Origin of the sequence: Paraburkholderia sp. JPY465, assembly GCF_050436725.1 — a bacterium.
In the GTDB taxonomy this organism is placed as follows: Bacteria; Pseudomonadota; Gammaproteobacteria; order Burkholderiales; family Burkholderiaceae; genus Paraburkholderia; species Paraburkholderia youngii.
The window spans coordinates 845639-867208 of the sequence record NZ_JBNDMT010000006.1; the positions used below are offsets into that span (position 1 = coordinate 845639).

Annotated in this window: 20 protein-coding genes; 6 read left to right on the top strand and 14 right to left on the bottom strand. The window is 61.9% G+C overall.

Annotated elements, in window-relative coordinates:
- Positions 1-3: 3 nt before the first annotated feature.
- On the bottom strand, positions 4-885 hold the full coding sequence (locus tag QFZ94_RS37245) for a carbohydrate ABC transporter permease (protein ID WP_217710295.1): 882 nt from the start codon (positions 883-885) through the stop codon (positions 4-6).
- Positions 886-984: 99 nt separating this feature from the next.
- Entirely contained in the window at positions 985-2280 is a 1296-nt protein-coding gene (locus QFZ94_RS37250; RefSeq protein ID WP_429462977.1) for an extracellular solute-binding protein, read from the bottom strand.
- A 274-nt stretch (positions 2281-2554) separates the two neighbouring features.
- On the opposite strand from QFZ94_RS37250, the gene QFZ94_RS37255 reads away from it, so the two are divergent.
- The gene (locus QFZ94_RS37255; protein WP_176111585.1) at positions 2555-3604 is read left to right on the top strand and encodes a LacI family DNA-binding transcriptional regulator; all 1050 of its coding nucleotides are present in this window, start codon (positions 2555-2557) and stop codon (positions 3602-3604) included.
- Here the strand turns inward: QFZ94_RS37255 and QFZ94_RS37260 are convergent.
- The 9 genes from QFZ94_RS37260 to QFZ94_RS37300 all read right to left on the bottom strand — a co-directional run bounded on the left by QFZ94_RS37260 (position 3583) and on the right by QFZ94_RS37300 (position 13563).
- Positions 3583-3972 carry a type II toxin-antitoxin system VapC family toxin gene (locus QFZ94_RS37260; protein ID WP_018433686.1) on the bottom strand — a complete coding sequence of 130 codons (390 nt, stop codon included), beginning with the start codon at positions 3970-3972 and terminating at the stop codon, positions 3583-3585. The two genes, QFZ94_RS37255 and QFZ94_RS37260, sit on opposite strands and share 22 nt — an antisense overlap.
- Positions 3972-4202 (bottom strand): type II toxin-antitoxin system Phd/YefM family antitoxin, encoded by a 231-nt coding sequence (locus tag QFZ94_RS37265; RefSeq protein ID WP_013093946.1) that lies wholly within the window; start codon positions 4200-4202, stop codon positions 3972-3974. The genes QFZ94_RS37260 and QFZ94_RS37265 overlap by 1 nt, the downstream gene beginning before the upstream one ends.
- Before the next feature lie 861 nt (positions 4203-5063).
- The gene (locus QFZ94_RS37270) at positions 5064-6194 is read right to left on the bottom strand and encodes an ABC transporter ATP-binding protein (protein ID WP_429462978.1); all 1131 of its coding nucleotides are present in this window, start codon (positions 6192-6194) and stop codon (positions 5064-5066) included.
- Positions 6195-6309: 115 nt separating this feature from the next.
- Positions 6310-7647, bottom strand: coding sequence for a GH1 family beta-glucosidase (locus QFZ94_RS37275; RefSeq protein ID WP_429462979.1), 1338 nt, complete (start codon positions 7645-7647; stop codon positions 6310-6312).
- A 58-nt stretch (positions 7648-7705) separates the two neighbouring features.
- Positions 7706-8536: a carbohydrate ABC transporter permease gene (locus QFZ94_RS37280; protein WP_018433683.1), complete on the bottom strand. Its 831-nt coding sequence runs from the start codon at positions 8534-8536 to the stop codon at positions 7706-7708.
- Positions 8533-9567 (bottom strand): carbohydrate ABC transporter permease, encoded by a 1035-nt coding sequence (locus QFZ94_RS37285; RefSeq protein WP_176134711.1) that lies wholly within the window; start codon positions 9565-9567, stop codon positions 8533-8535. Before QFZ94_RS37285 ends, QFZ94_RS37280 begins: the two co-directional genes overlap by 4 nt.
- Before the next feature lie 132 nt (positions 9568-9699).
- Positions 9700-10947 (bottom strand): ABC transporter substrate-binding protein, encoded by a 1248-nt coding sequence (locus QFZ94_RS37290; protein WP_429462980.1) that lies wholly within the window; start codon positions 10945-10947, stop codon positions 9700-9702.
- Between the two features lie 187 nt (positions 10948-11134).
- Positions 11135-12208 (bottom strand): LacI family DNA-binding transcriptional regulator, encoded by a 1074-nt coding sequence (locus QFZ94_RS37295; RefSeq protein ID WP_368582636.1) that lies wholly within the window; start codon positions 12206-12208, stop codon positions 11135-11137.
- A 200-nt stretch (positions 12209-12408) separates the two neighbouring features.
- Positions 12409-13563 (bottom strand): porin, encoded by a 1155-nt coding sequence (locus QFZ94_RS37300; RefSeq protein WP_429462981.1) that lies wholly within the window; start codon positions 13561-13563, stop codon positions 12409-12411.
- Positions 13564-13842: 279 nt separating this feature from the next.
- Here QFZ94_RS37300 and QFZ94_RS37305 point away from each other — a divergent pair, with 279 nt between their 5' ends.
- From QFZ94_RS37305 to QFZ94_RS37315, 3 genes are all read left to right on the top strand, one after another.
- Positions 13843-13977, top strand: a complete 135-nt coding sequence (locus QFZ94_RS37305; RefSeq protein ID WP_410842356.1) for a hypothetical protein — start codon at positions 13843-13845, stop codon at positions 13975-13977.
- Positions 13978-14410: 433 nt separating this feature from the next.
- Complete coding sequence (locus QFZ94_RS37310; RefSeq protein ID WP_429462982.1) at positions 14411-14719, top strand: BON domain-containing protein; 309 nt, start codon at positions 14411-14413, stop codon at positions 14717-14719.
- Between the two features lie 344 nt (positions 14720-15063).
- Complete coding sequence (locus tag QFZ94_RS37315) at positions 15064-16248, top strand: endo-1,4-beta-xylanase (RefSeq protein WP_429462983.1); 1185 nt, start codon at positions 15064-15066, stop codon at positions 16246-16248.
- 40 nt (positions 16249-16288) lie between these two features.
- On the opposite strand, the gene QFZ94_RS37320 is transcribed toward QFZ94_RS37315, so the two are convergent.
- From QFZ94_RS37320 to QFZ94_RS37330, 3 genes are all read right to left on the bottom strand, one after another.
- Positions 16289-17854 carry an alpha/beta hydrolase gene (locus QFZ94_RS37320; RefSeq protein ID WP_368582633.1) on the bottom strand — a complete coding sequence of 522 codons (1566 nt, stop codon included), beginning with the start codon at positions 17852-17854 and terminating at the stop codon, positions 16289-16291.
- 357 nt (positions 17855-18211) lie between these two features.
- Positions 18212-18427 carry a hypothetical protein gene (locus tag QFZ94_RS37325; protein WP_018433676.1) on the bottom strand — a complete coding sequence of 72 codons (216 nt, stop codon included), beginning with the start codon at positions 18425-18427 and terminating at the stop codon, positions 18212-18214.
- A gap of 11 nt (positions 18428-18438) precedes the next feature.
- A complete protein-coding gene (locus tag QFZ94_RS37330) occupies positions 18439-18816 on the bottom strand; it encodes a hypothetical protein (RefSeq protein WP_176121532.1) in 378 nt (125 codons plus the stop codon).
- 918 nt (positions 18817-19734) lie between these two features.
- Between QFZ94_RS37330 and QFZ94_RS37335 the strand changes: the two genes are divergently transcribed.
- Both QFZ94_RS37335 and QFZ94_RS37340 read left to right on the top strand, forming a co-directional pair.
- Complete coding sequence (locus tag QFZ94_RS37335) at positions 19735-20211, top strand: helix-turn-helix transcriptional regulator (protein ID WP_429462984.1); 477 nt, start codon at positions 19735-19737, stop codon at positions 20209-20211.
- A 2-nt stretch (positions 20212-20213) separates the two neighbouring features.
- Complete coding sequence (locus QFZ94_RS37340) at positions 20214-21539, top strand: type II toxin-antitoxin system HipA family toxin (RefSeq protein WP_429462985.1); 1326 nt, start codon at positions 20214-20216, stop codon at positions 21537-21539.
- Positions 21540-21570 lie beyond the last annotated feature (31 nt).

Genomic DNA, 21570 nt, shown 5'->3' on the forward strand with positions numbered 1-21570 from the left:
GGTTCAGACCTCGGTTGCATAACGGCGGGTGAAGTACATCGACACCGCCGCCACCGTGATGACGATAAGGAACATCGCCGAGCCGATGGTGCTGCCGTAGCCGAGTTGGAACGAACTAAACACCGTGCGATACATGTAGGTGGCCATCACCTCGGACGAACCTTCGGGGCCGCCTCCGGTCATGACGAAGACGAGATCGAAGTAACGCAGCGAGCCGAGCACGGACAGCAGCACCGCCGTGCGCACCGTGCCTTGCAGATGCGGCAGCTTGATGCGCCAGAAAATGGTCCACTCGGATGCGCCGTCGAGCAGCGCAGCCTCGTTGACCTCGGCCGGCATCGACGAGAGCCCGGCGAGGAACAGAATCATGTAGAAAGGCGCGTTCTGCCAGATGATCACGGCAATCGTCGCACCCAGCGAAAAATGCGGGTCGCCCAGCCAGTCCTTCGCGAGGCCATCGAGCCCGAATGCCTGCAGCGCGACGTTGACCGGACCGAAATTCGGATCGTAGATCTGCTTGAACAGCACGCCGATCGCCACGCTCGACATCAGCAGCGGCAGGAAATACAGAACCTTCAGCAAGCGCGAGCCGCGGCCGGCCTTTTCCAGCAGCACGGCTAGCGCGAGCGCGATCGGAAGCTGGATGACGATCGAGGCGACAGCAAGAATCACGTTGTTCCGCAGCGATTGCCAGAACACCATGTCGTGCGCGAGCCGCTCCCAGTTCGCGAGTCCGATATAACGGGCAGTGTTGCCGAGGCCGTTCCAGTCGAGCAGCGACAGCCGCAGGCTGGAGACGAGCGGATAAAGCAGGAACACGGCCAGCAGCAGCAGCGACGGCGCAAGAAACACCACCGTGACGAGCGTTTGCGATGAGAATCTCAACCGGCGTTCGGGAGTAGCGGTAATTGCAATATTCACGGGCTTGTATGCCGACCGGCACCTCGCGGTGCCGGCCGGACTTTTCTTTAAGACTGGAGATGATTAACCGCCCTTCTTCGAAGCGGCTTCCATTTGCTGCGCAGCAGCTTCAGGCGTCAGCGACAGGCCGAACAGTGCCTGCGTCGTGTCCTTGTGCAGCTCACCGAGGGCCGGCGGCAGTGCCTGGTCGTACCAGAGCTGCACGCTCGGAGCCGCGGCAAGCAGTTTCTGCAGACGCTGCGTGAACGGATCGTCAATCTTGACGTTATTGACCGGCGGGAGCTTGTGGTCATCCGACGCGCGAGCCTGCATCGCCTGTTCGTCGGTCAATGCCTGGATCAGCTTGAACGCTGCGTCCGGCGACTTGCACTCGGCTGAGATGCTGAGGAAGCCATCGCCGACCGTGCCGATCAGGTCACGCGGATCGCCCTTGCCACCCGGCACGCTCGGGAACGGGAAGAAGTCGAGATCCTTCGAGAACGCCGGATTTTCGTTGGCGATCGTCGAAGCTTCCCAGGCACCCATCAGCTCCATGGCAGCCTTGCCCGTGTACAGCAGACGGCGCGAAGCGCCCGAGTCGTAATCAAGACCGTTGATGCCCGGTGCGAACGCGCCAGCCTTCACCAGTTCCTGAATGCGCTTGCCGGCTTCGACGAAGGCCGGATCTTCGAAGCCCTTGCCCTTGCCTTCGATCGCGTCCTTCACGACTTGCGGACCGCCGATACGGTCGACGAGGTACATGTAGTACATCGATCCGGTCCACTTGTTCTTGTTCGCGAGCGAGAACGCCGCGACGTTGTGCGACTTCAGCACCTCGACGACGTGCATCAGTTCATCCCACGTCTTCGGCGGCGTGATGCCGTACTTCTTCAAGACTTCCTTGTTGTAGAAGATCACCGCGGCCGCCGCGTTTTCAGCAGCGACACCGTAGGTCTTGCCGTCGAACGTCGTGACATCCCACGACGATTGCATGAAACGGTTGCGATACGACGGATCCTTGCTCAGGTACGGCGTCAGGTCGGCGATCTGGCCGGACTTCACGTACTCGTGCAGGCCGCCGCCGCCCCAGTTCTCGAACACGCACGGCGGCTGATTCGCGCCGAAAGCGACCTTCAGCTTCGTCTTGTACGCTTCGTTCAGCACGTGCGAATTCTCGACCTTGTAGCCCGGAACCGCCTTTTCGAATCGATCCGACGCGTCGCGAATGATCTTGCTCGACGACGCATTGGTCTGCTGGTCCCATACCGTGATCGTCTTGGAGTCCGCCGCTACGGCGTTCGAAACAACTGCAGACAACGAAAACAGCAGCGCCGTCGCGCCGATGATGGACCGCGCTTTAAACAACGCCGGGTACGCCATGTGTGTGTCCCCTCTTCTGGATTTTTAAGAAACCGCTGAAACGTTAACGTTAGCCTTAACGTTAGTGAATGTTAGGTCGATGCGGTAAGTAAGGCTATGCGGGATTTTACCTGGTCTCGGTCGGGCTGCGACGCAAACACCTGTATAAGATTGATTGATTGTGGGAAAGCGGAAATAAAAAGGGTTCTGCTAGAATAGCGACTACATAAACGGTATCGCTAACGCGATTAGCGAGTCGACCCATCCAATGACCTCTCGCACAGCTCCGACCCGCATGGCAAGACAAACCCCCACGCTTGAGCACGTCGCCAAGCTTGCCGGGGTGTCCCAGATGACCGCATCGCGCGCTCTGAACGGCCGTCCTGGCGTGTCGCGCGAAACCCGTGACGAAGTACTGAGAATCGCGTCGGACATCGGTTACGTCGTCAACCGCACCGCGCAGAAACTGTCGGGGGGCCGCAATGGCATCATCGGCATCATCACGCCGACGCTCGACACGCAATTCTCCAGCGAACTGATTCTCGGCGCGGGCCGCGCGGCGCGTGGCGCCGGCTGCGAGATGCTGGTCTACACGGTGTTCGACGAAGATCGTCATACGCATCACGACCTGCTCGGGCTGATCCAGCAATTCTCCGACGGCATCCTCGCGATTCTTCCGCGCGAGTCGCTGTGCCTCGAGGCGCTCGCCACCGCGAAGGTGCCGGTCGTCGTCGTCGATCAGCGCGGCACGCTGACGGGCTTCCCGTCGGTGTCGGTCGACAACTACGGCGGCGCCTGTCTCGCGGTCGAACACCTAGCGGAGCTCGGTCACAAGCGCATCGCGTTTCTGGCCGGCGACGAAACGATCGAAGGTGTGCGCGACCGGCAACGCGGTTATCACGACACGCTGGCTCGCCTCGGCCTGCCGCGTGAAGACTCGCTGGTCGCCGCGGGCGACCTGTCGCAAATGATGGCGTTCGACGTCACGTTCGACCTGCTGAACCTCGCCGAGCCCCCCACCGCGATCTTCACGGCCAACGACCAGAGCGCGTTCGGCGTAATCGCCGCAATTCGCGAAGCCGGCCTGCGCGTGCCGGACGACATCTCGGTGATCGGCTTCGACGACATCCCGATGTCCGAGCAGTTTCACCCCGCGCTCACCACGATCCGTCAACCGTTCCAGCAAATGGCGCGCTCGGCGGTCAACACGCTGCTCGCGCAAATCGCCGGGATCGACGCCGCTTCGCAGCGCATCACGCTGCCGGCGGAACTGGTGGTGCGCGATTCCACCGGCCCTGTGCGCACCAAGCAGCGCCGCGGCCGTCACCAGATCGTTTCGACGTAAGTCGAAGCGCGCACCTTCGCATCCGAAGTCACGAGCGCGCCGCCATGCGTGCGCGCGGTCGCGACGATCAGGCGTTGATGCAAGCTGAGCGATGGCGGCAGCGTGGCCGCGCGAAACGCGATTTCCGTGTCGACCGGAATCATCCGCACGCCGTCTAGCGACAGAAACGTCGACATCCAGCTGCGCGCGTCCATCGACAGCCCGAGACTGCCGACCTTCACGAACTCCGCGATTTCGAACGCGCTGATCGCCGAGATCAGGATCTCGCCGCCGGCGAGCTCCCGATCGATCGCATCGTGCGCGGCCTGGCTCAGCGCTTTCTGCCTGCCGAGCCAGCACACGAGCGCAAGCGTGTCGAGCGTGATCATTACTCTTCCTGGTCGGCCGTGACAGGCTGCAACGCGTGCTTCAGATTGAAGTGCGTAATCGACGCGCGCAGCAGCTCGAGCGGATTTTCCTGCTTGCTGCGATACGGCCGAATTTCGATGGTGGGTTGCCCGCGGTCGGTGACGACCACGGTTTCGCCCAATGCCTCGACCTGGCGGAACAGCTCGCAGGCCCGGGACTTGAAGATGGCTTTAGATACTCGTTTTTCCATGACGCTCTCCACCCAGCAAAATTCCAACGGTTATTTTTTGCGCCGGGCCGGCGCGCCCGCATGCGAACGCGCGCGATGCGTGGCCCGACATTCTTTTTCAACCTTGCTCTCAGGCACTACTTTCCAACCTACTGCCAGGAGCTCCCTCGAACTCCCGTCCAACCCGCGGCGACGATTACCGTGACCGCGACACCGCCCGCACCGGTCGCGCCAATCCGTGCGCGCAACCGCTGCGCTTTCAGCTAATCAATACGTTTTAAGCAGACCGTTTCGGCCACACAAGGGTCGTGCCGGATAGCACCGCGGCGCGTCTCGGGTTTCAATGTCTGCTCCGTGTTTTAGCTCTTCGAATAGATGCAAACGTCTTGAACGTTACCCTTAACGTTAGCGGATGTTAATGGCACACATTCGCCGCCGCCATGCGGAGTTAACCTAAGCTCCGAACCACTATCCGGGACCACCCGACCCGACCCTCAAAGCCACGCCCAGCAAGGAGGAAGCTCCGCGCAAGGCATAGACAGCAAATCGTAATATTTGATGCGAACCGACTAACGAGATCCCTGCTTGCGTCTCACTCTTCGTCATCCGATGCCGGGGGCCTCGATGAAGGCTCCGCATCGAAATGTACGATCCACGAATGCAGCGATTCGCGCGGCTTCTTCAACCTTTCTCGCTGCTGCGGTCCTCGTTCGATAGCCGATTGCCCCCGGTCCGCGGCAGCCGCCGTTTCACCGGGCGTCTGCGCATACCGCTGCCCGGACGAGCCGCTAGCCGCGGCCTCGCCATCGTCCTTCGCTACATTTTTCTCCATCGCGCTATCCGCCATCGGTGTGCTAGTGCTCGCTCGCCGGCATCGGCCTGTCAAACGACCGCGCCTACGTCCTCGCCGACTTTGGGTCGCGACAGGCTCACCGCGGCGCCGTTCGCATCGAACAGCGTGACCGACGACGACGCCACCTTGATCCCGACGCGCGCGCCGACCGCATGCTGCGCGTCCTTCTTGTCGAGCTTCAGCGTGATCGCGTGCGCGATGCCATCGAGTCGCGCATGCAGCAGCGATACATCGCCGAGATGCTCGACCAGTTCGACTCGCGCGGCGAGACCTTCGTCGAGCGAGCCGATGCCCAGATGCTCGGCACGCACCCCGAGCGTCAGCTCGCCGCTCAGCGACTGCGACGACCGGCCGGGCAGCACGATGCGCTGGCTCGCGCCCGCGAGCGCCACGACGGTTTGGGTATCGCTTTGCGACACCAGCGTCGCGGCCAGCATGTTCATCTGCGGCGAGCCGATGAAGCCGCCGACGAAGCGGTTCGCCGGTCGCTCATACAGTTCGAGCGGCGCGCCGGTCTGCTCGATGTGGCCTTTGTTGAACACGACGATCTGCTGGCCGAGCGTCATCGCCTCGACCTGATCGTGCGTGACGTAAATCATCGTCGTGCCGAGTTCGCGATGCAGCTTCGCGAGTTCGATACGCATCTGCACGCGCAGCGCCGCATCGAGATTCGACAGCGGCTCGTCGAACAGGAACACGCGCGGCTTGCGCACGATCGCCCGTCCGATCGCGACGCGCTGGCGCTGGCCGCCCGACAGTGCCTTCGGTTTGCGCTCGAGCAGATGCGTGATCTGCAGGATCTCGGCGGCACGGCCCACCGCCTCGCGCACTTCATTCTTCGACTTGCCCGACAGCTTCAGCGAAAAGCCCATGTTTTCCGCGACCGTCATGTGCGGGTAGAGCGCGTAGCTCTGGAACACCATCGAGATGCCGCGGTCCGTAGGCTGCAGATCGTTGACGCGTACGCCGTCGATCAGAATGTCGCCGCCCGTTATCGACTCTAACCCCGCGATCATGCGCAGCATCGTCGACTTGCCGCAGCCCGACGGTCCCACGAAAACCGTGAACTGCCCGTCCGGGATGTGCAGATCGATGCCCTGGATCACCTGCGGTCCTTCGCCATACGTCTTCGAGACGTTGCGCAATACGAGTTCGCCCATTTGATGCCTCCTCCTCCTCAGTCCTTGTACTTGCAGACCCCGCGTGACGCTATCCCACTGCCCCACTACTGTCGCGCCACGCGAGGTTCGGTGCGCCCGCCGCCGGGCGTGCGCGTCAGCGCACGGCTGCGACGCCGGCGTGTTGCGCGATCACGTCGCGATACCACAACGCGCTGTCCTTCAGCGTGCGCTCCTGGCTCGCATAGTCGACGTAGACCATGCCGAAGCGCTTGTCGTAACCCGACGCCCATTCGAAGTTGTCCATCAGGCTCCACGCGAAATAGCCGGCCACGTCGACGCCCTTTTTCACCGCGTCCGACAACGCGGCCAGATGCAGGTCGTAGAAGCGCACGCGCTCGGCGTCATGCACGCGTCCGTTAGCCAGCACGTCCTTCGCCGCGCAGCCGTTCTCGGTGATGTAGATCGGCGGCAGCTTGTAGTCGGCGTTGATGCGCGTCAGCAATTCGGTGAGGCCTTGCGGATAGACTTCCCAATCCATGTCCGTGAAGCCGAGCACGCCCGGCGGACGCTTCTCGCCCGATGCGCTCGCGAAGATGCGGGTGTAATAGTTGATGCCGAGGAAGTCCATCGGCGTGCCGATCACGTCGAAATCGCCGCTCAGAATTGCCTCTTGCGGACCGTTCGCGCCGTACCATTCCAGCGCCTCGGCCGGATACTCGCCCTTGAACAGCGGGTCCATGTACCAGCGCACGAACTTCGCGTATTCGAGCGACGCGGCGGCCTGGTCTTCAGGCGAATCCGTCGCGCCATGCGCCGGCGACTGGTTCAGCACGATGCCGAGCGGCGCCTTTACGCCATCGGCACGCAACGCCTGCAACGCGAGACCGTGCGACAGCAGCAGATGGTGCGCGACGTGCGCGGCTTTCTTCAGATCGGCGTTGCCCGGCGCGAAATAGCCAGTCGCGTTGCCGAGCCATGCGGTGCACCACGGCTCGTTGTGCGTCGCGATCGATGCAACGCGATCGCCGAGCACGCTGCCGATCTTGCGTGCGTAGTCCGCGAAACGATAGGCGGTGTCGCGGCTTTCCCAGCCGTTTTGCGTGTGCTGCAGCGACGACGGCAGGTCCCAGTGATAAAGCGTCGCGAACGGCTGGATATCGCGCTCGAGCAAACCGTCGACGAGGCGCTCGTAGAACGCTAGACCCTTTTCGTTGAATGCGCCGCGGCCAGTCGGCTGCACGCGCGGCCACGCGATCGAAAAGCGGTAAGCATTGACGCCGAGTTCAGCCAGCAGATCGAGGTCTTCCTCGAGCAGGTGATAGTGATCGCATGCGACATCGCCGCTCTCGCCGTTCACGACCTTGCCCGGCACTTTGCAGAACTCGTCCCAGATCGACGGGCCACGGCCGTCCTCATGCGCTGCGCCTTCGATCTGGTAGGAACTGGTGGCCACGCCCCAGACGAAGTCTTCGTTGAATCGATACGTCGGCATAAATGTTTTTGTCCCGAATGGTCATGCCCGCCAGGGCGTGAAGATGAAAGGAAAAATCTCAGGCCTTGACCGCGCCGGTCGTCAGACCGTCGATCAAACGCCGCGAGGTGAACGCGAACAGCACCAGCAACGGCAGCACCGCGACCGCGGAGCCCGCCATCACTGCGCCCCAATCCGAATTGGTCGGGCTTTGCAGAATGCGCAGCGCGAGCGGCAGCGTGTACATCGACGGCGAGCGCAGCACGACGAGCGCCGACAGAAAGTTGTTCCACGCCTGAATGAAGCTGATCAGGCCAAGGGTGCCCAGCGCCGGTCCCAGCAGCGGCATCACGATGCTCCAGTAGATGCGGAATTCGCCGCAGCCATCGATGCGCGCCGCCTCGATCAGCTCGGACGGAATCGCCGATGCAACGTACTGGCGCATCAGGAACACGCCGAGCGCGGCGGCCGCGCCTGGCACGTACAGCGCGCGCGGCTGATCGATCCAGCCGAGCAGGTTCATCGTCATGAAGGTCGGAATCATGCTGAGGAACGGCGGCACCAGCATCGCGGTCAGCGCGATTGCGAACAGCGTCTTCTTGAAGCGAAACTCGTACATCGCGAACGCGTAGCCGGCCATCGATGTCACGAGCAGCGTCAGCACGGTTTGCATCGCGGCCGTATAGAAGCTCCAGCCGAGATTGCGCCAGAACGGAATGTGCCGCATCAGCGAGGCCATGTTGTCGAGAAACGCGCTGCCGAACCACAGCGGGGGCGGCATCGAGAAAATCTCGGAGCTCGTGTGCGTCGCGAACACGAACATGAAGTAGAACGGCGAGAACATCAGCAGCCCGCCGGCAACCACGATCGCATAGCCGATATAGCGGCCCTTGTTGTTCGACGATTTCATCGCTGATTCTCCTCGTTCATGCCGCTGCGGTGAAAGATCCGCGTGTTCAACCACATCAACGCGCCGATCGAGATGAACAGCAGCCATGCGATCGAACTCGCGGTGCCGAAATCGCCGTCGTGGAATGCGGTGCGATACATATAGACGGCCGTCGTCAGGCCGGACTGGCTGGTACCCATACCTTCGTTCGGCAGCAAGATGAACGGCTCTTCGAACAGTTGCAGGCCGCCGATGATCGACAGCGTGACCGCGAAGAAAATCATCGGCTTGATCAGCGGAATCGTGATGCGGGTGAACTGTTGCCAGCCATTCGCGCCGTCGATGCGTGCGGCCTCGTACAGGTCTTTCGGAATGGTTTGCAGCGCCGACAGATACAGCACCGTGTTCCAGCCGACATAGCGCCAGAAGATCACCACCGACACCGCCGGCTTGACGTTCTTCGGGTTATATAGCCACTCGATCGGATGCGCGGGAACGATCCAGTGCAGGCCGGGCAGTTTGCCGAGCTCGGCGATCGCGAGGTTGATCATGCCGAAGTCGGTCGAATACAGCGACGAGAAAATCAGCGCGATAGCGACGCTGGACGTGATGAACGGCAGGAAGTACAGGCCGACCATCAGGTTGCGCCAGCGGCGAAACGCGGTTTGCAGAAAGAACGCCAGCGGCAGCGCCACCAGATGCTGCGGCACGCCGGACATGATCGCCATCGACGCAGTGTTGTACAGCGACTTCCAGTACCACGGGTCGGTCAGCGTGAACGTGAAGTTCGACAGACCCACCCACTTCATGCTCGCGAGCCCTGCCGTCGCGTCCCAGCTCTGGAACGACAGGTACAGCGAAAACAGCAGCGGGAACGCCATGAACAGCGCGAACAACAGGAAAAACGGGCCGAGAAACAGGTAGGGTGCGACCTTCACCGGATCGAGCCGCGAAGTTTTTCGCGGCGCGGCGAACGGCGTGGGCGAGCTCAGCACATCGCTCACGCGTGCATCGCGGGCGACCTCTTCGGTCGTGGGCAGCGGAGTGTTCATCAATAGTTCCGTCCAGTCGGGCGTGGGTTGGGTCTTCGATGACCGGCCACGCTGTTTGCAGCAGACTTGCAGCGCACTGCGAGACACTTCGGTCGCGGCATGCAGCGTGCCGCGACCTTGCATCAATACCGCTTAACGGCGGACCCGATGGGCGATCTGGTCCTGCGCTTCCTGCAGCGCGGTATGCACGTCTGCGCCATCGTCGACGACCTTGTCGAGCGCCGAGTGCACCGCTTCCTCGGCGACCTGGTCGAACTTGCTGCGCTGAATCGCCGGGATGTGCGATGCCGCATCACGCCAGATCAGGCGCGCCTTCTCGTCGCCGAGGAATGACACCGGCTCGGCGAAGAACGAATCGGTCTGCGCGGAGAGCAGCGACGGGAATGCGTCGATCGAACGGAACGAAGCGAGCTGCGTGTCCTTGCGCGTCGTCAGGAACTTGATGAATTCCCACGACATCGGCTTTTGCGTCGCTTTCGCCGGAATCGACCAGAACGTCCCGCCGAACGATGCGTACGCGTTGTTCGGCAGATTGGCCGCGCGCCACAGACCCTTCGTGTCCGGTGCGATCCACGACGACAGGTGGCCACCGAGCCATGCGCCCATCATTTGCGTCGCGACGGTGCCGCGCTTGAAGCTCTCGGCCCATTCGTTCGACCACGGCGTGATCTTCGCGTCGAGACCGAGGTCGCGCGCTTTCTTCGCGAGCTCGAACGCCTTCACGAAACGCGGCGACGTGACGATCGGATTGCCGGCCTTGTCGAAGTACACCCCATCGCCTTCCTTCAGGTCGGCGCGAATGTAGATGTCCTCGATATCACGCGACGATGCCATCAGGTACGCACCCGTCGCCTTCTTGATCTTCACGCCGGACGCCAGATACGAGTCCCACGACTTGGTCAGATCGGCTTCGGTCACGCCCGCCTTTTCGAGAATGTCCTTGCGATAGAACAGCGTGCCCGGACCGATATCGGCCGGCATGCCGACGATCGCGCCGTCCTGCGTGGTCGCCTGCGCGAACGTGTAGTTGATGAACTGGCTCTTGTACTGGCCCGCGCTATACGGGGCCTTCGACAGATCTTCAAGACCGCCGCCCGCCGCAAAGCGGCCGATGAAGCCGACCTCGACCGCCATCACGTCGGGCAGATTCGAGCTCGTCGCGAGCGCGGTGGTCATTGCGTTGTGGTGATCGGCGATCTGGAGCGACGACACCTTGACGTCGACGTCCGGATGCAGCTTCTTCCACGCCGGCAGCGCGTCCTTGATTTCCTGATCCAGCTTCGGAAAAACCGCGACGTTCAACGTGGTGTTGGCGTGCGCGCCGACTGCTGCCAGGCTGAGCAGAACGGCGGCGGCAGAGCCTGAAAAGCGGAATTTCATTACTCGTCTCCTAAAGAACCCTGTTTGAACTGCATTTGATGAATACCCGGTTGCTGCGACCTACTTCCCCTGTTGTCTTTGTTGCTGCTTTGCTTGGTGCTGCTTTGCTTGGTGCTGAATGGGCTGCGAATCTCTGCTTGACTGCCGATATCTGAAAGCGCTTTCACGTCTCGACGAAAAAAAGCCGCTACGCATGCGTATCCCCCTGCTCTACCGGCGGCGTGATTCGACGCGTGGTTTCACGCGTCACGAGCGTGAGCGGAATCGGGCTGAGCGCGATCGACTGCTTGCGGATCATCTGCACGATGCCCTGCGCGGCGAGTCGGCCGATTTCATAAGTCGGCTGGCGAACCGTCGTCAACGGCGGCGTCATGTACGACGAGGTCGGCAGGTCGTCGAAGCCGACCAGCGACACGTCGTCCGGCACCCGCACGCCGCGGCGGAACATCGCGAGGCGCGCGCCGTACGCGGTCTGATCGTTTGCGCAGAATACGGCGCTGAACGATGGATGGCGCGCCATCAGCCGCTCCATCGCGGCGACGCCGCCCGTTTCGAGGTAATCGCCCTGCTCGACGAGGTCGGCATCGAAGCCGATGCCCGCTTCCTCGAGCGCGGTCCGGTAGCCGACGAGACGCTCGATCGCATCCTCGTGACTGGCCGGCCCGGCGATGAAGGCGATCTCGCGATGGCCTTGCTCGATCAGATGGTGGGTCGCGTCGCGAGCGCCCTGCATGTTGTCGATCGGCAGGCCCGCGAGCGTCGCGCTGTTCTGCACCGAGCGGCCCAATACGAGCATCGGTGCGTGCCGCGAGTAGTCGGTCAACGTCGACTCATCGAGTTGCGCGTGCAGCAGGATGATTCCGTCGACACGCCGGGCGATGAACTGCTCGAGGCGCGCCTTTTCGTCGGCGATGTTCCATCGGCTGCTCACGAAGATCGGCGTAAAGCCCGGCTCGGACAGCGACTCTTCGATACCTCGTAGCCACTCGGCGTAAAACGGACTCGACACCGCCTGTGTCAATACGCCGATCGTTTCGGTCCGGCCGCTCGCGAGACTGCGCGCGAGCACGTTCGGCCGGTAATTGAAACGCGCGATCGCCTCCTCCACCGCCTGCTGCTTGGCGGGAAGCACGCGCGCAGAACCGTTCAGGATCCGCGATACGGTGCTCGGAGAAACACCGGCCGCGCGCGCGATGGCCTCGAGCGTCACGTTGGGTACCTTGGGCGCGCCGGGGTTGTCGTTTGAGCCGTCGTGGGTCATGAGTTCTGCCTGAATCCTGTGATGAAAGCGCTTTCAGATAGGAAGAAACGCAGTCCGTCCGATGATGAAATCGAATAAAGAGAAAAAGCAGCCGATGCGACGAGGGTGGAGGAGGCGTCGCACCGGCCTCTCTATGAAAGAGAAATAAACAGTCCTTGAAACAAAGAGATCACTACGATTGCTGGTCAGGCAACCTCAACTCAGAACGAATGCATGATCCCGGCGAAGACGCCAGTCTGGCTATGACCATAGTTCGGGTTGCTGTTCGACGACGTGCCCGTCACCGGATTGAAGTTGTTGTTGCCGTACGGCCCGTTGCCGAGGTTCAGGTTCGACGTCGAGCTGTTGTGCACATAGCCGGCTTCCGTGTACAGGAACGTGCGCTTCGACAACGCGTAGGTGCCGGCGAGCGTGAACAGCGTCGCGTTGCCATTGCCGTTGTTCGCGTTCGCGTGGTAGACCGCTGCCGTCAAGAGCGTGGGTGCCGTGACCTGCCATGCGGCGCCGAACCATTCGTGGTTCACGCTGGTCGGTGCGCTCACGCCGAGCGGCTGCGACGCATCGGTCACGCCGACGCTCGCGTTGGTTGCGTCAGGCGCGCTCAGGTGCTGATAGCCCGCGTACAGCTTGACCGGACCGATCACGTAGCTACCGCCGACGAGAATGTCGCGCGAAGCGGAGTACACGTTGTTGAACGAGCCGTTGGCGCCGCGCACTTCGTCGTAGATCACCCGGAAGTCGCCCGAGCCCCACGTATAGACGCCCTCAACCGCGTTCGTACGACCCTGGCCGGTCGGCACACCCGCCGCGTTGACCGGTGCCGAGTTCCAGCTCGTGTTGTTGGTCAGCGAATACTGGCCCTTCAGCACGAGGCCGCCGAACAGCACCGGCGAGTTGTACTCCGCGCCGTTGCTGGTGCTCGTCCAGTTACGGCCGCGCACCAGGGTCGAGATCGCGTAGCGCTGCATCACCTGCGGGTCGGTGCCCCAGCTGTCTTGCGCCAGTTCGCCGGCGCCGAGGTTACCGATCTTGAACAGACCCCAGCTGTCGTTCGTCAAGCCCACCGTTGCGTGGCGGCCGAACAGATTGCCCGCCGATGCACCGGTCATCGTATTGAGTTGCCCCTCCAGCTGGAAGATCGTCTTCGTGCCACCGCCGAGATCTTCGGAGCCGATGAGGCCGAACCACGAGCAACCCCAGTCACCGCTTTGGGCTGACCATGCGTGGCCGCCCGGAAGGCCGGTTTCAAACTGGATGCCGTTGTCGATACGGCCATACAGGGTGACGCTGCTCTGCGCATGAGCCACCGTCGTCGCGGCTGCCATCACAGCCACAGCAATAAGCTTCTTCTTCATTTAGATATCCTATATATATTTTGGCGTCTCCAAGCCGCACAGGACGCACGCGTTCTCACACGTTTCCCCTCTTGCCGAAATGTTCGCTTCGTATTCGCATCACATTTCGAGGCGATTATAGGGATGACCTTGCGCCGCGCATCGAACTAACGGCTCAGGGAAAACGCTGTTATCGATAACAGTTGCGCGCCGCCCAATCCCGAAGTAGCACCCAGCTTTGTGACCATTAGGTGATGGTCACAAGCGTCGGAAATCCGTTTGAATTCACGAACCGTAACGATGCGTGAATCCGTCTCGCGCGTCGCTCAGCGCTCGCTTAACAAGGAGAACGCGCTCGAATGCAAGAAGAATCTCGCGTTCGTTGTTGCGAAGATGCAACGACCCGGCGCGCTTGCATTGACGGTTTGCGCTTGACGAACTGGCCTTGGAGCAGTCAGCAGCGACGGACATTACCGACTATCATCAATGCATACGATGCCGGGCAACGAGCCGGGCTCAGCCGCATAGCAGGCTGAGTGCGGGATTGTCAGCGCATCCGTCTGGCTCTCGCGCTCCGTCACGAACGCTCCAACCAGCTCCCATCCCTCGGCTCTCGCTGTTCCCCGCCACGCCGCCCCTGCGACGTCGCGCTCGAACACGCTGCCCTTGCGAACTTTTCTGCGGGCGACGGCTTGACCGCCCAACGCCCCGACTGGCCAAACCTCGACGCGCAACCGCGATAACCGCGACGCAAGCAGTGAAAGAGGGGGTTTTGTCCAATGCACTTCCGAGGCCTCGCATGGAGTCGGACCGGAAGATTTGCCGACGGATTTTGCCGGCACACCTTGGCATTTAATAAGGAGGTATCGTGAAAACAACCCTTGCTTCTACGCTCGCGTTGCTGATTTCAGGCGCAATCGCGCCGATCGCCCATGCTCAGGATTCGCAAGCCACCGACCAACAACTCGCTCATAGCGTGCGGGTTGCGGAGGCGCACAGCGGCGTCGGGATGTCACATGTGTTTGTCTTTGCCCACTCGGGGCAAATCATGCTGCTCGGATTTGTGCCCGAGCGGGAGCATGTCGCGCGTGCCGAACGGGCTGCGATGTCGGTGCCCGGTGTCACCTCGGTGGACAACCGGCTCACGCCCGACGGTGGTTCGTTGAACGGGCATTGAGATCGAACTGAATCGCGGCGCGCGGACGTCGATTGAAGCAGACCCCGCGCGTTAGGGGGATTCCGTTTTCCCGTTGCGCCAGTCGGATTGAGTGACTGGCGTCCTGTTTCGCACGGTCAGGCGCGCGGGCGGTTCGTGCACCCCTATCTGAAAGCGCTTTCATCGGCCGCCGGGTCGAACCGGTCGACTCCACGCTGATCCACCTTCCGTCATTTCGTTGATCTGTCGGGTAAATCCCTCATAGCGGGGACGCGGGGCGCCGCTTAGCATCGTCATTGTTACCGATAACGTTACATGTGGTTAGAAAAGCAGCCGAACCGGCATTTCCTCACAGGAGACCAGGAGTGCGTCGTTTACGGACCTCGATGCGCATGCTGTGCGCAGCCGTCAGCATTTGTACGCTCGCATGCACCGCAGGCTGCGCGCTCAACCAGGCGGCCGTCGCTCATGATGGCCCGCCGCTCGCCGCGGCGCCCGCTGACGCGCTGCCGCCGCTGCGCAGTGTGATGGCCGCCCACTTCAAGGTCGGCGCGGCGATCGAACCCGATTCGATCGACAGTCCGGCCGACGCGACGCTGATCGCGGCTCAGTTCTCGAGCCTGACCGCCGAGAACAAGATGAAGCCGGGCACGATCGGCGTCGCGCAAGGCAAGTACAACTTCGTGCCGGCCGACAGAATCGTCGCGTTCGCTGAGGCGCACGGCATTGCAGTGCGCGGCCATACGCTCGTGTGGCACTTCAAGGCCGGCGACTGGACCGAGGCGCCGGACTGGTTCTTCGCCGGCGATCCGAAAGATCCGCACTACCACGACATCGTCGCGAAGCGGCTTTATCGATATATAACCGACGTCGTCACACACTTCCGAGGCAAGGTCTATGCGTGGGACGTGGTCAACGAAGTGATCAGCGACGATCCACATCAGGTGTATCGCGAAGACAGTCCGTGGTATCGCGCTCTCGGCAAGGACTACATCGCAATCGCGTTCCGCGCGGCGCGCGCGGCGGACCCGGACGTGAAGCTCTATATCAACGAGTACACCACCGACGATCCGCGCAAGCGCGCAAAGCTGCTCGCCGTGATCCGCGATTTGCGCGCGCAGGGCGTGCCGATCGACGGTGTCGGGCATCAGATGCACATCAGCGTGAACTGGCCGCCGCTGCCGAACATCAAGCAGGCATTCGACGACGTCGCCGCGCTAGGCCTAGAAAACCAGGTGACCGAACTCGACGTGAGCCTCTATACCGATCCGGGAGAATGCTGGAGCAATCCGCACGCATGTCTGCCGGACCTCGGCCATCCGGTTCCGAACGACATCATGCGTGCGCAGGCCGAGCGTTATCGCGCGGTGTTCGCTCTATTCGAGCAGGAGCCAAGCATCAAGGCGGTGACGTTCTGGGGCTACTCCGACAAGCACACGTGGCTGACGTCGACGCCGGTGCCCCGCAACAACCTGCCGCTGCCGTTCGATGCGAACCTGAAGCCAAAAGCGGCGCTGTGGACGATCGTCGATTCGTCGTATCAGCCGTAACGTCGCTCTTCGCGCGAAAAAGCAGACGGCGATCCACACCTCAAGGTTCGTCCGAGTCTACCTCCCCCAGCGCGTTCAGGTCCGCCGCGAAATCGTCGGGTGGACCGCCCGCCGTTTCGTGCGTGCGCGGCGGTGACTTGACCACCGGCGGCGGCATCTTGCCGATGCCTTCGTCGATCCGCTGCAGCAGATACGGGAAGAACGGATTCGACGCGATGCGGAACATCGAATCGAGCGTCAGAATCAGCGTGCCGCGTTCGCCGCGCGGCGCGAGCGTACCGAGGTTCTCGTTGAAGTTCTCCGAATCGTCCGGCGCGATGCCGTACAGCGCGTCGGTGATCGGGAAAGGAATCGCGACGTGCGACAACGAGAAAATATCCTGCGGATAATCGATGTCCAGCGGCTTGACGCGCGTTTGCACTTCTCCCGCATAAACGCTGCGCTCGACAGTATGCGCCGAATCCGGCGACACGTTGGCGATCACCGTGGTGCGATAGTTCTGCGGACCGATGCGCAACAGTCGCGAGAGCGCCGTGTACGACGCGTTGCGTAGGAAGGTCCTGAAGCGCACGCTGCGGTTAACGTCGAACAGCACGACTTCGCTTCCGTTCTCAGGCAGCTTGTCGTAGAGCAACGACATCACCGCGGGCGTGCTGACCGTGAAATCCGTCACCGACTGGAACGTCAGAATTGGCGGCAACGAATCGAGCCGGTTCTCGCGCTCGAGCCGCGCAATCTGTTCCTGAATAACACTCGTGAGGAGATAGGACTGCCGCGCGCCATTCACTGGAAACGAGTTGTACTTGAACGGGTTGAACTCCGGCACGATACCGAGCCACGCGGCGCGCGCAAAGGCCGGCAGCACCGCGGGCAATCCGGCGAGACCGGCAAAGCGCGCGTAGCGTGTAACGCCGATCATCGGCGAGATCAGCACGACGCGCGTCGGACGCGCGAGCGCGGGATTCTCGATCGCGTCGAGCGCATATTGCAGCGCAAGCGCGCCGCCGTTCGAAAACCCGACCAGCTCGATCGGCTTGTCCGGCCCCACGCGACGTCGCGCTTCGCGTACCGCGAGCCGCGTGGCTGCGGTCCAGTCCTTCCAGTGCACGTCGGTGAGCCCCGCCGGCACCGTGCCATGTCCCGGCAAGCGGATGCCGATCGCGACGAAACCGCGATCGCGATATCGACGCGCGATATGCCGCATGCTGTACGGCGCATCCGTCATGCCGTGCAGCAGCACGACCGCGCCGACGGGAGGCCCCGACGGTTCGAGAATGTACGAGCGATTCCAGTTTTCGGCGAAATGCCACGGAAAAATCGGCGAGCCCTCGTAATAACGGTTCGCCGAAATGCGCTCCGACGGCCGGATCTTATCGACGACATTGGCGCGCACGTCCTCGAAAATCCGGTTTTCCGCCTTGACGTACGCGTTCCAGTCGGCGGTGTCCATTTCCTCGACGGTCATTTCGCGCGGCACATAGGTATGCCATACCGACAGTTCCGGCCCGCGCTGCGAATACCACGCGCGTAGCCCCAATGCGAGCACCGCCAGCAGCACCAGAACCCATGCACTTATCTTTATTACCTTCAGCGACGTGCGCAGCATTCGTGTTCTCTTGATGAGATGAAGGTTGCACCGCGCGCAGGCTGCTCTCTGCGTGGTGTGCGCATGCCGTCATCGGGACGGCTTCGGTGTGGATATCCTAAGGGCTTTTAATCAGCGGTTCAAACTTTGTCGTCCGAGCGCGCGGCGCGGCATCGACGAAGCGGCGTGCTGGGGAGGCAAGAGATGCCAGACGCGGATGATCGCAAGAAGAGTCGTTCAGCGACGCTTCCGAAGTCGCTTCGCCCGACGCCTACGGGCTGCCCATCACGGCCAAATCATCGGGCCGTTCGCTTCAATAACGAAAAGCCGGGACGCGACCCGCGTCGCGCCCCGGCCCTGCCTGCTCGCTGGCAATGACTAACGGCCGCGGATATTGCCGGCCACGCCGCCCGCCGCACCGCCGATGATCGCGCCGGTCCACGCGTCGCCGCCGGAGATCGCCGCGATACCCGCACCGGCGCCCGCGCCGAGTGCCGCGCCGCCTATCGTTCCCTGCGTCCGCGGGCTCATGTCCGTGCAACCGATCATCGCAGCCAGCGCGCCAATACTAACGATCCACCCAAGTCGTTTCATGATCGTTCTCCTTATTGATTTTTCTTCAGGCCGGGCACGACCATCTGGAACCAGAGAGTCTCGATCACCGGGTGCTGGATCATCGTGGGATTGGCCGCGTAGTAGCTATCGAGGCCTTGACGCACGCTGTCGAGCGTCTGGCCTTGCATGCCCTTGCCGAAGCGCTGCGCGATGTCATTGCTGTTCGCCGTGTTGCCAGCATAGGCGCGCTCGATGTCAATCACATTCGAGATACCGACCAGATACGCTTTCTTCTGCTCATCGGTCGACTGCATCCATTGCTGGCCCGTGACGATTGGAATGTTTTCCGCACGCGCGACGTTGCCCATCATTGCCAGCGACAGAAAAGTCACAGATAACAGCGTTCGCCATTGTGGTTTGCTTGCCATCACATACTCCAGGGAAGTTATGTTCTCCAGCGGCCGGCCAGCGACCGCATCCGGCGGTGTCGATCGCGTTATTTGAAAGAGTGGTCTGTGGGTATCGTCGATTCTCCTTTCAGGTTCATCGGTCGGCGTGGTTCGCCGGTTCAGGGTCTATTAGCGTTGAGTCTTATCAGCGAATAGACACCTTGATGGCAGAAAATCTCGTGACGGATTGGAGTGATTTGCACACATGCTGTGTGCGCGCAACGATTGAAACGGCGTTGACATCGCCGCGTAACACACGCTATAGAGTCTACAGCCTTTTCTGCAATTTCCAAGCTCATTTCCGCTCGATGCACGCCGCGTGAAATTTGTGTCAAATCTCATTCTACGAGCGAAGGGCGCGATGCAATTCGCGTCAACATTCATCGGTTATCCTTCGCTCGATCGAGCGCGGTGATATTGCTGGCGATTTTTTATCGATGTCCATTCAGTGTTCTTTCCACGCAATCCGAACACAGTTTCTTCTTCCTGTCGTGAATATTCGGCTTCCTGATTAGATCGCGTTAATTGAAAACGATGTGAATCTGTCGATTTACGTTCGAGACGCTTGTTCTGGCATTACGTTCGTTTTTTATTGATGCGTTTGTCCATCATCTTATCGGTGACCCAGCGGATTTCACGCCGTCGTCTGTCGGCTAACGAGCTCCGGTCGATCACACTTTCCTTGCGGCGGTTGGCTGCGCAGCAGCGAAGTGGGTGGTGGTGCGCGGTTGACCGTTAGTTGCGTGATGACCAGCGAGAGAGGACAGCGTTTCAAATATCTCCGTGCCCACCATTAACAGTCTTTAGCTTGTATTTACGAAATACAGGGTATAGACTGTATCCGCAATTTACAGGTTGTGGCCTGTTACGCCGCCGCAGCCGAACCGGAGATCCACCGTGGACTACGCCATCAAGACACTGAGCCAGCTCAGACCGATCCTGCAGGGCTTCAGGAAGGCCGCCGGGCTCACTCAAACTGCGATGGCCGCCCATCTCGGCGTCACGCAACAGACCTACGCGCAACTCGAAGCAAATCCGGCGGCCGTCAGCGTCGAACGGCTCTTCAGGGTGTTACGGGTCTTGCAGGTCGATCTGAAGCTCACGCAGAGCGGATCTTCGCAAAGCGCGCCCTGGGAAGTCGCCGCGCCGGCCGCGGCAAAAGGCAACGCCAAACGCGCCACACGCGCGCAAGGTGGGGCGCGGCGCGCGGCGACGACATCGGCCGGTGATGCCAGCGACCGCGCCGCAGCCCAGGCATCGAGCAGCGGCGCCAAAGCGGCCAAACCCGCCAGCACCTCCCAAAAGCCCAAAGCGGTCAAGCCTGCCAAGGCAACCAAAGCTGCCGGCGCCAGCAAGAAACGGGAGGACTGGTAAGCATGGCGCGCAACACACCGAACCGTCTGAACCTATGGATGAACGGCCTGCGGGTCGGCACATGGGAAACGACACGCAGCGGCGAACGCCTGACCTATGCCGACGAATGGATCGGCGATCCACAAGGACGCCCGCTATCGCTGTCGCTGCCGTTCACCCCGGGCAATCAGCCGTATCGCGGCCAGATCGTCGCCGACTATTTCGACAACCTGCTGCCCGACAGCGAACCGATCCGGCGCCGCATCGCCGCGCGCTACCGGACCGGCAGCACCGCGCCGTTTGCGTTGCTCACCACGCTCGGGCGCGACTGCGTCGGTGCCTTGCAACTGCTGCCGCCGGACGAAGAGCCGAGTGACCTGACGAGCATCCACGGCCGCGAACTCAGCGACAGCGACATCGCGGCGCTGCTGCGCGGCACGACGTCGGCGGCGCCGCTCGGGCAGCACGATCCGCTCGAAGACCTGCGTCTGTCGATCGCCGGTGCGCAGGAAAAAACCGCGCTGCTCCGTTATCGCAACCGCTGGCTGCTGCCCGAAGGCAGCACGCCGACCACGCATATATTCAAGCTGCCGCTCGGGCTCGTCGGCAACATGCGCGCCGATATGCGCACGTCGGTGGAAAACGAATGGCTGTGCTCGCAGATCGTCGCGGCCTATGGGCTCCCCGTCGCGCGTTGCGAAATCGCGCGATTCGACGAGCAGAAGGTATTGATCGTCGAGCGCTTCGATCGGCGTCTGTCGAGCGACGCCACGTGGATCGTGCGTCTGCCGCAAGAGGACATGTGTCAGGCCACTGGCACGTCGGCGCTGCACAAGTACGAGTCCGACGGCGGACCGGGCATCGAGGCGATCATGGAGATACTGGCGGGCTCCGCACGTGCAACGACGGACCGCCGCAACTTCTTCGCGACGCAGCTGGTTTTCTGGCTGCTCGCCGCGACCGATGGCCACGCGAAGAATTTCAGCATCGCGCATCTGCCCGGCAATCGCTACGAAGCCACGCCGCTTTACGACGTGCTGTCCGCGCATCCGATCATCGGAAGCGGTGCGGGACGTCTCGCGGCGCAAAAAGTGAAACTGGCGATGGCGGTCCGCGGCAAGAACGTCCACTACCTGCTCAATCAGATCCAGCGCCGGCATTGGGTGGCCGAAGGACAACGCGTGGGCTTTTCCGCCACCGATGTCGATGCGCTGATCGATCAGTTGAGCGCGCAAACGGAGACGGTGATCGACACCGTCTCGTCGCAACTGCCCGCCGACTTTCCACTGGACGTGGCCGATGCGGTTTTCGACGGCATGCGCCGGTTGAACCGGAAGCTTGCGCAGTAAAGCTCCGCCATCGCATGACCGACGCGCGGCA

What these genes read in the sequence shown, in the direction of transcription:
- QFZ94_RS37295 (WP_368582636.1), bottom strand. Translation starts at nt 12,208, where the DNA reads ATGACCCACGACGGCTCAAACGACAACCCCGGCGCGCCCAAGGTACCC.
- QFZ94_RS37330 (WP_176121532.1), bottom strand. Translation starts at nt 18,816, where the DNA reads ATGGCAAGCAAACCACAATGGCGAACGCTGTTATCTGTGACTTTTCTG.
- QFZ94_RS37270 (WP_429462978.1), bottom strand. Translation starts at nt 6,194, where the DNA reads ATGGGCGAACTCGTATTGCGCAACGTCTCGAAGACGTATGGCGAAGGA.
- QFZ94_RS37320 (WP_368582633.1), bottom strand. Translation starts at nt 17,854, where the DNA reads ATGCTGCGCACGTCGCTGAAGGTAATAAAGATAAGTGCATGGGTTCTG.
- QFZ94_RS37275 (WP_429462979.1), bottom strand. Translation starts at nt 7,647, where the DNA reads ATGCCGACGTATCGATTCAACGAAGACTTCGTCTGGGGCGTGGCCACC.
- QFZ94_RS37340 (WP_429462985.1), top strand. Translation starts at nt 20,214, where the DNA reads ATGGCGCGCAACACACCGAACCGTCTGAACCTATGGATGAACGGCCTG.
- QFZ94_RS37265 (WP_013093946.1), bottom strand. Translation starts at nt 4,202, where the DNA reads ATGGAAAAACGAGTATCTAAAGCCATCTTCAAGTCCCGGGCCTGCGAG.
- QFZ94_RS37250 (WP_429462977.1), bottom strand. Translation starts at nt 2,280, where the DNA reads ATGGCGTACCCGGCGTTGTTTAAAGCGCGGTCCATCATCGGCGCGACG.
- QFZ94_RS37290 (WP_429462980.1), bottom strand. Translation starts at nt 10,947, where the DNA reads ATGAAATTCCGCTTTTCAGGCTCTGCCGCCGCCGTTCTGCTCAGCCTG.
- QFZ94_RS37255 (WP_176111585.1), top strand. Translation starts at nt 2,555, where the DNA reads ATGGCAAGACAAACCCCCACGCTTGAGCACGTCGCCAAGCTTGCCGGG.
- QFZ94_RS37325 (WP_018433676.1), bottom strand. Translation starts at nt 18,427, where the DNA reads ATGAAACGACTTGGGTGGATCGTTAGTATTGGCGCGCTGGCTGCGATG.
- QFZ94_RS37300 (WP_429462981.1), bottom strand. Translation starts at nt 13,563, where the DNA reads ATGAAGAAGAAGCTTATTGCTGTGGCTGTGATGGCAGCCGCGACGACG.
- QFZ94_RS37260 (WP_018433686.1), bottom strand. Translation starts at nt 3,972, where the DNA reads ATGATCACGCTCGACACGCTTGCGCTCGTGTGCTGGCTCGGCAGGCAG.
- QFZ94_RS37285 (WP_176134711.1), bottom strand. Translation starts at nt 9,567, where the DNA reads ATGAACACTCCGCTGCCCACGACCGAAGAGGTCGCCCGCGATGCACGC.
- QFZ94_RS37280 (WP_018433683.1), bottom strand. Translation starts at nt 8,536, where the DNA reads ATGAAATCGTCGAACAACAAGGGCCGCTATATCGGCTATGCGATCGTG.
- QFZ94_RS37305 (WP_410842356.1), top strand. Translation starts at nt 13,843, where the DNA reads ATGCGTGAATCCGTCTCGCGCGTCGCTCAGCGCTCGCTTAACAAGGAG.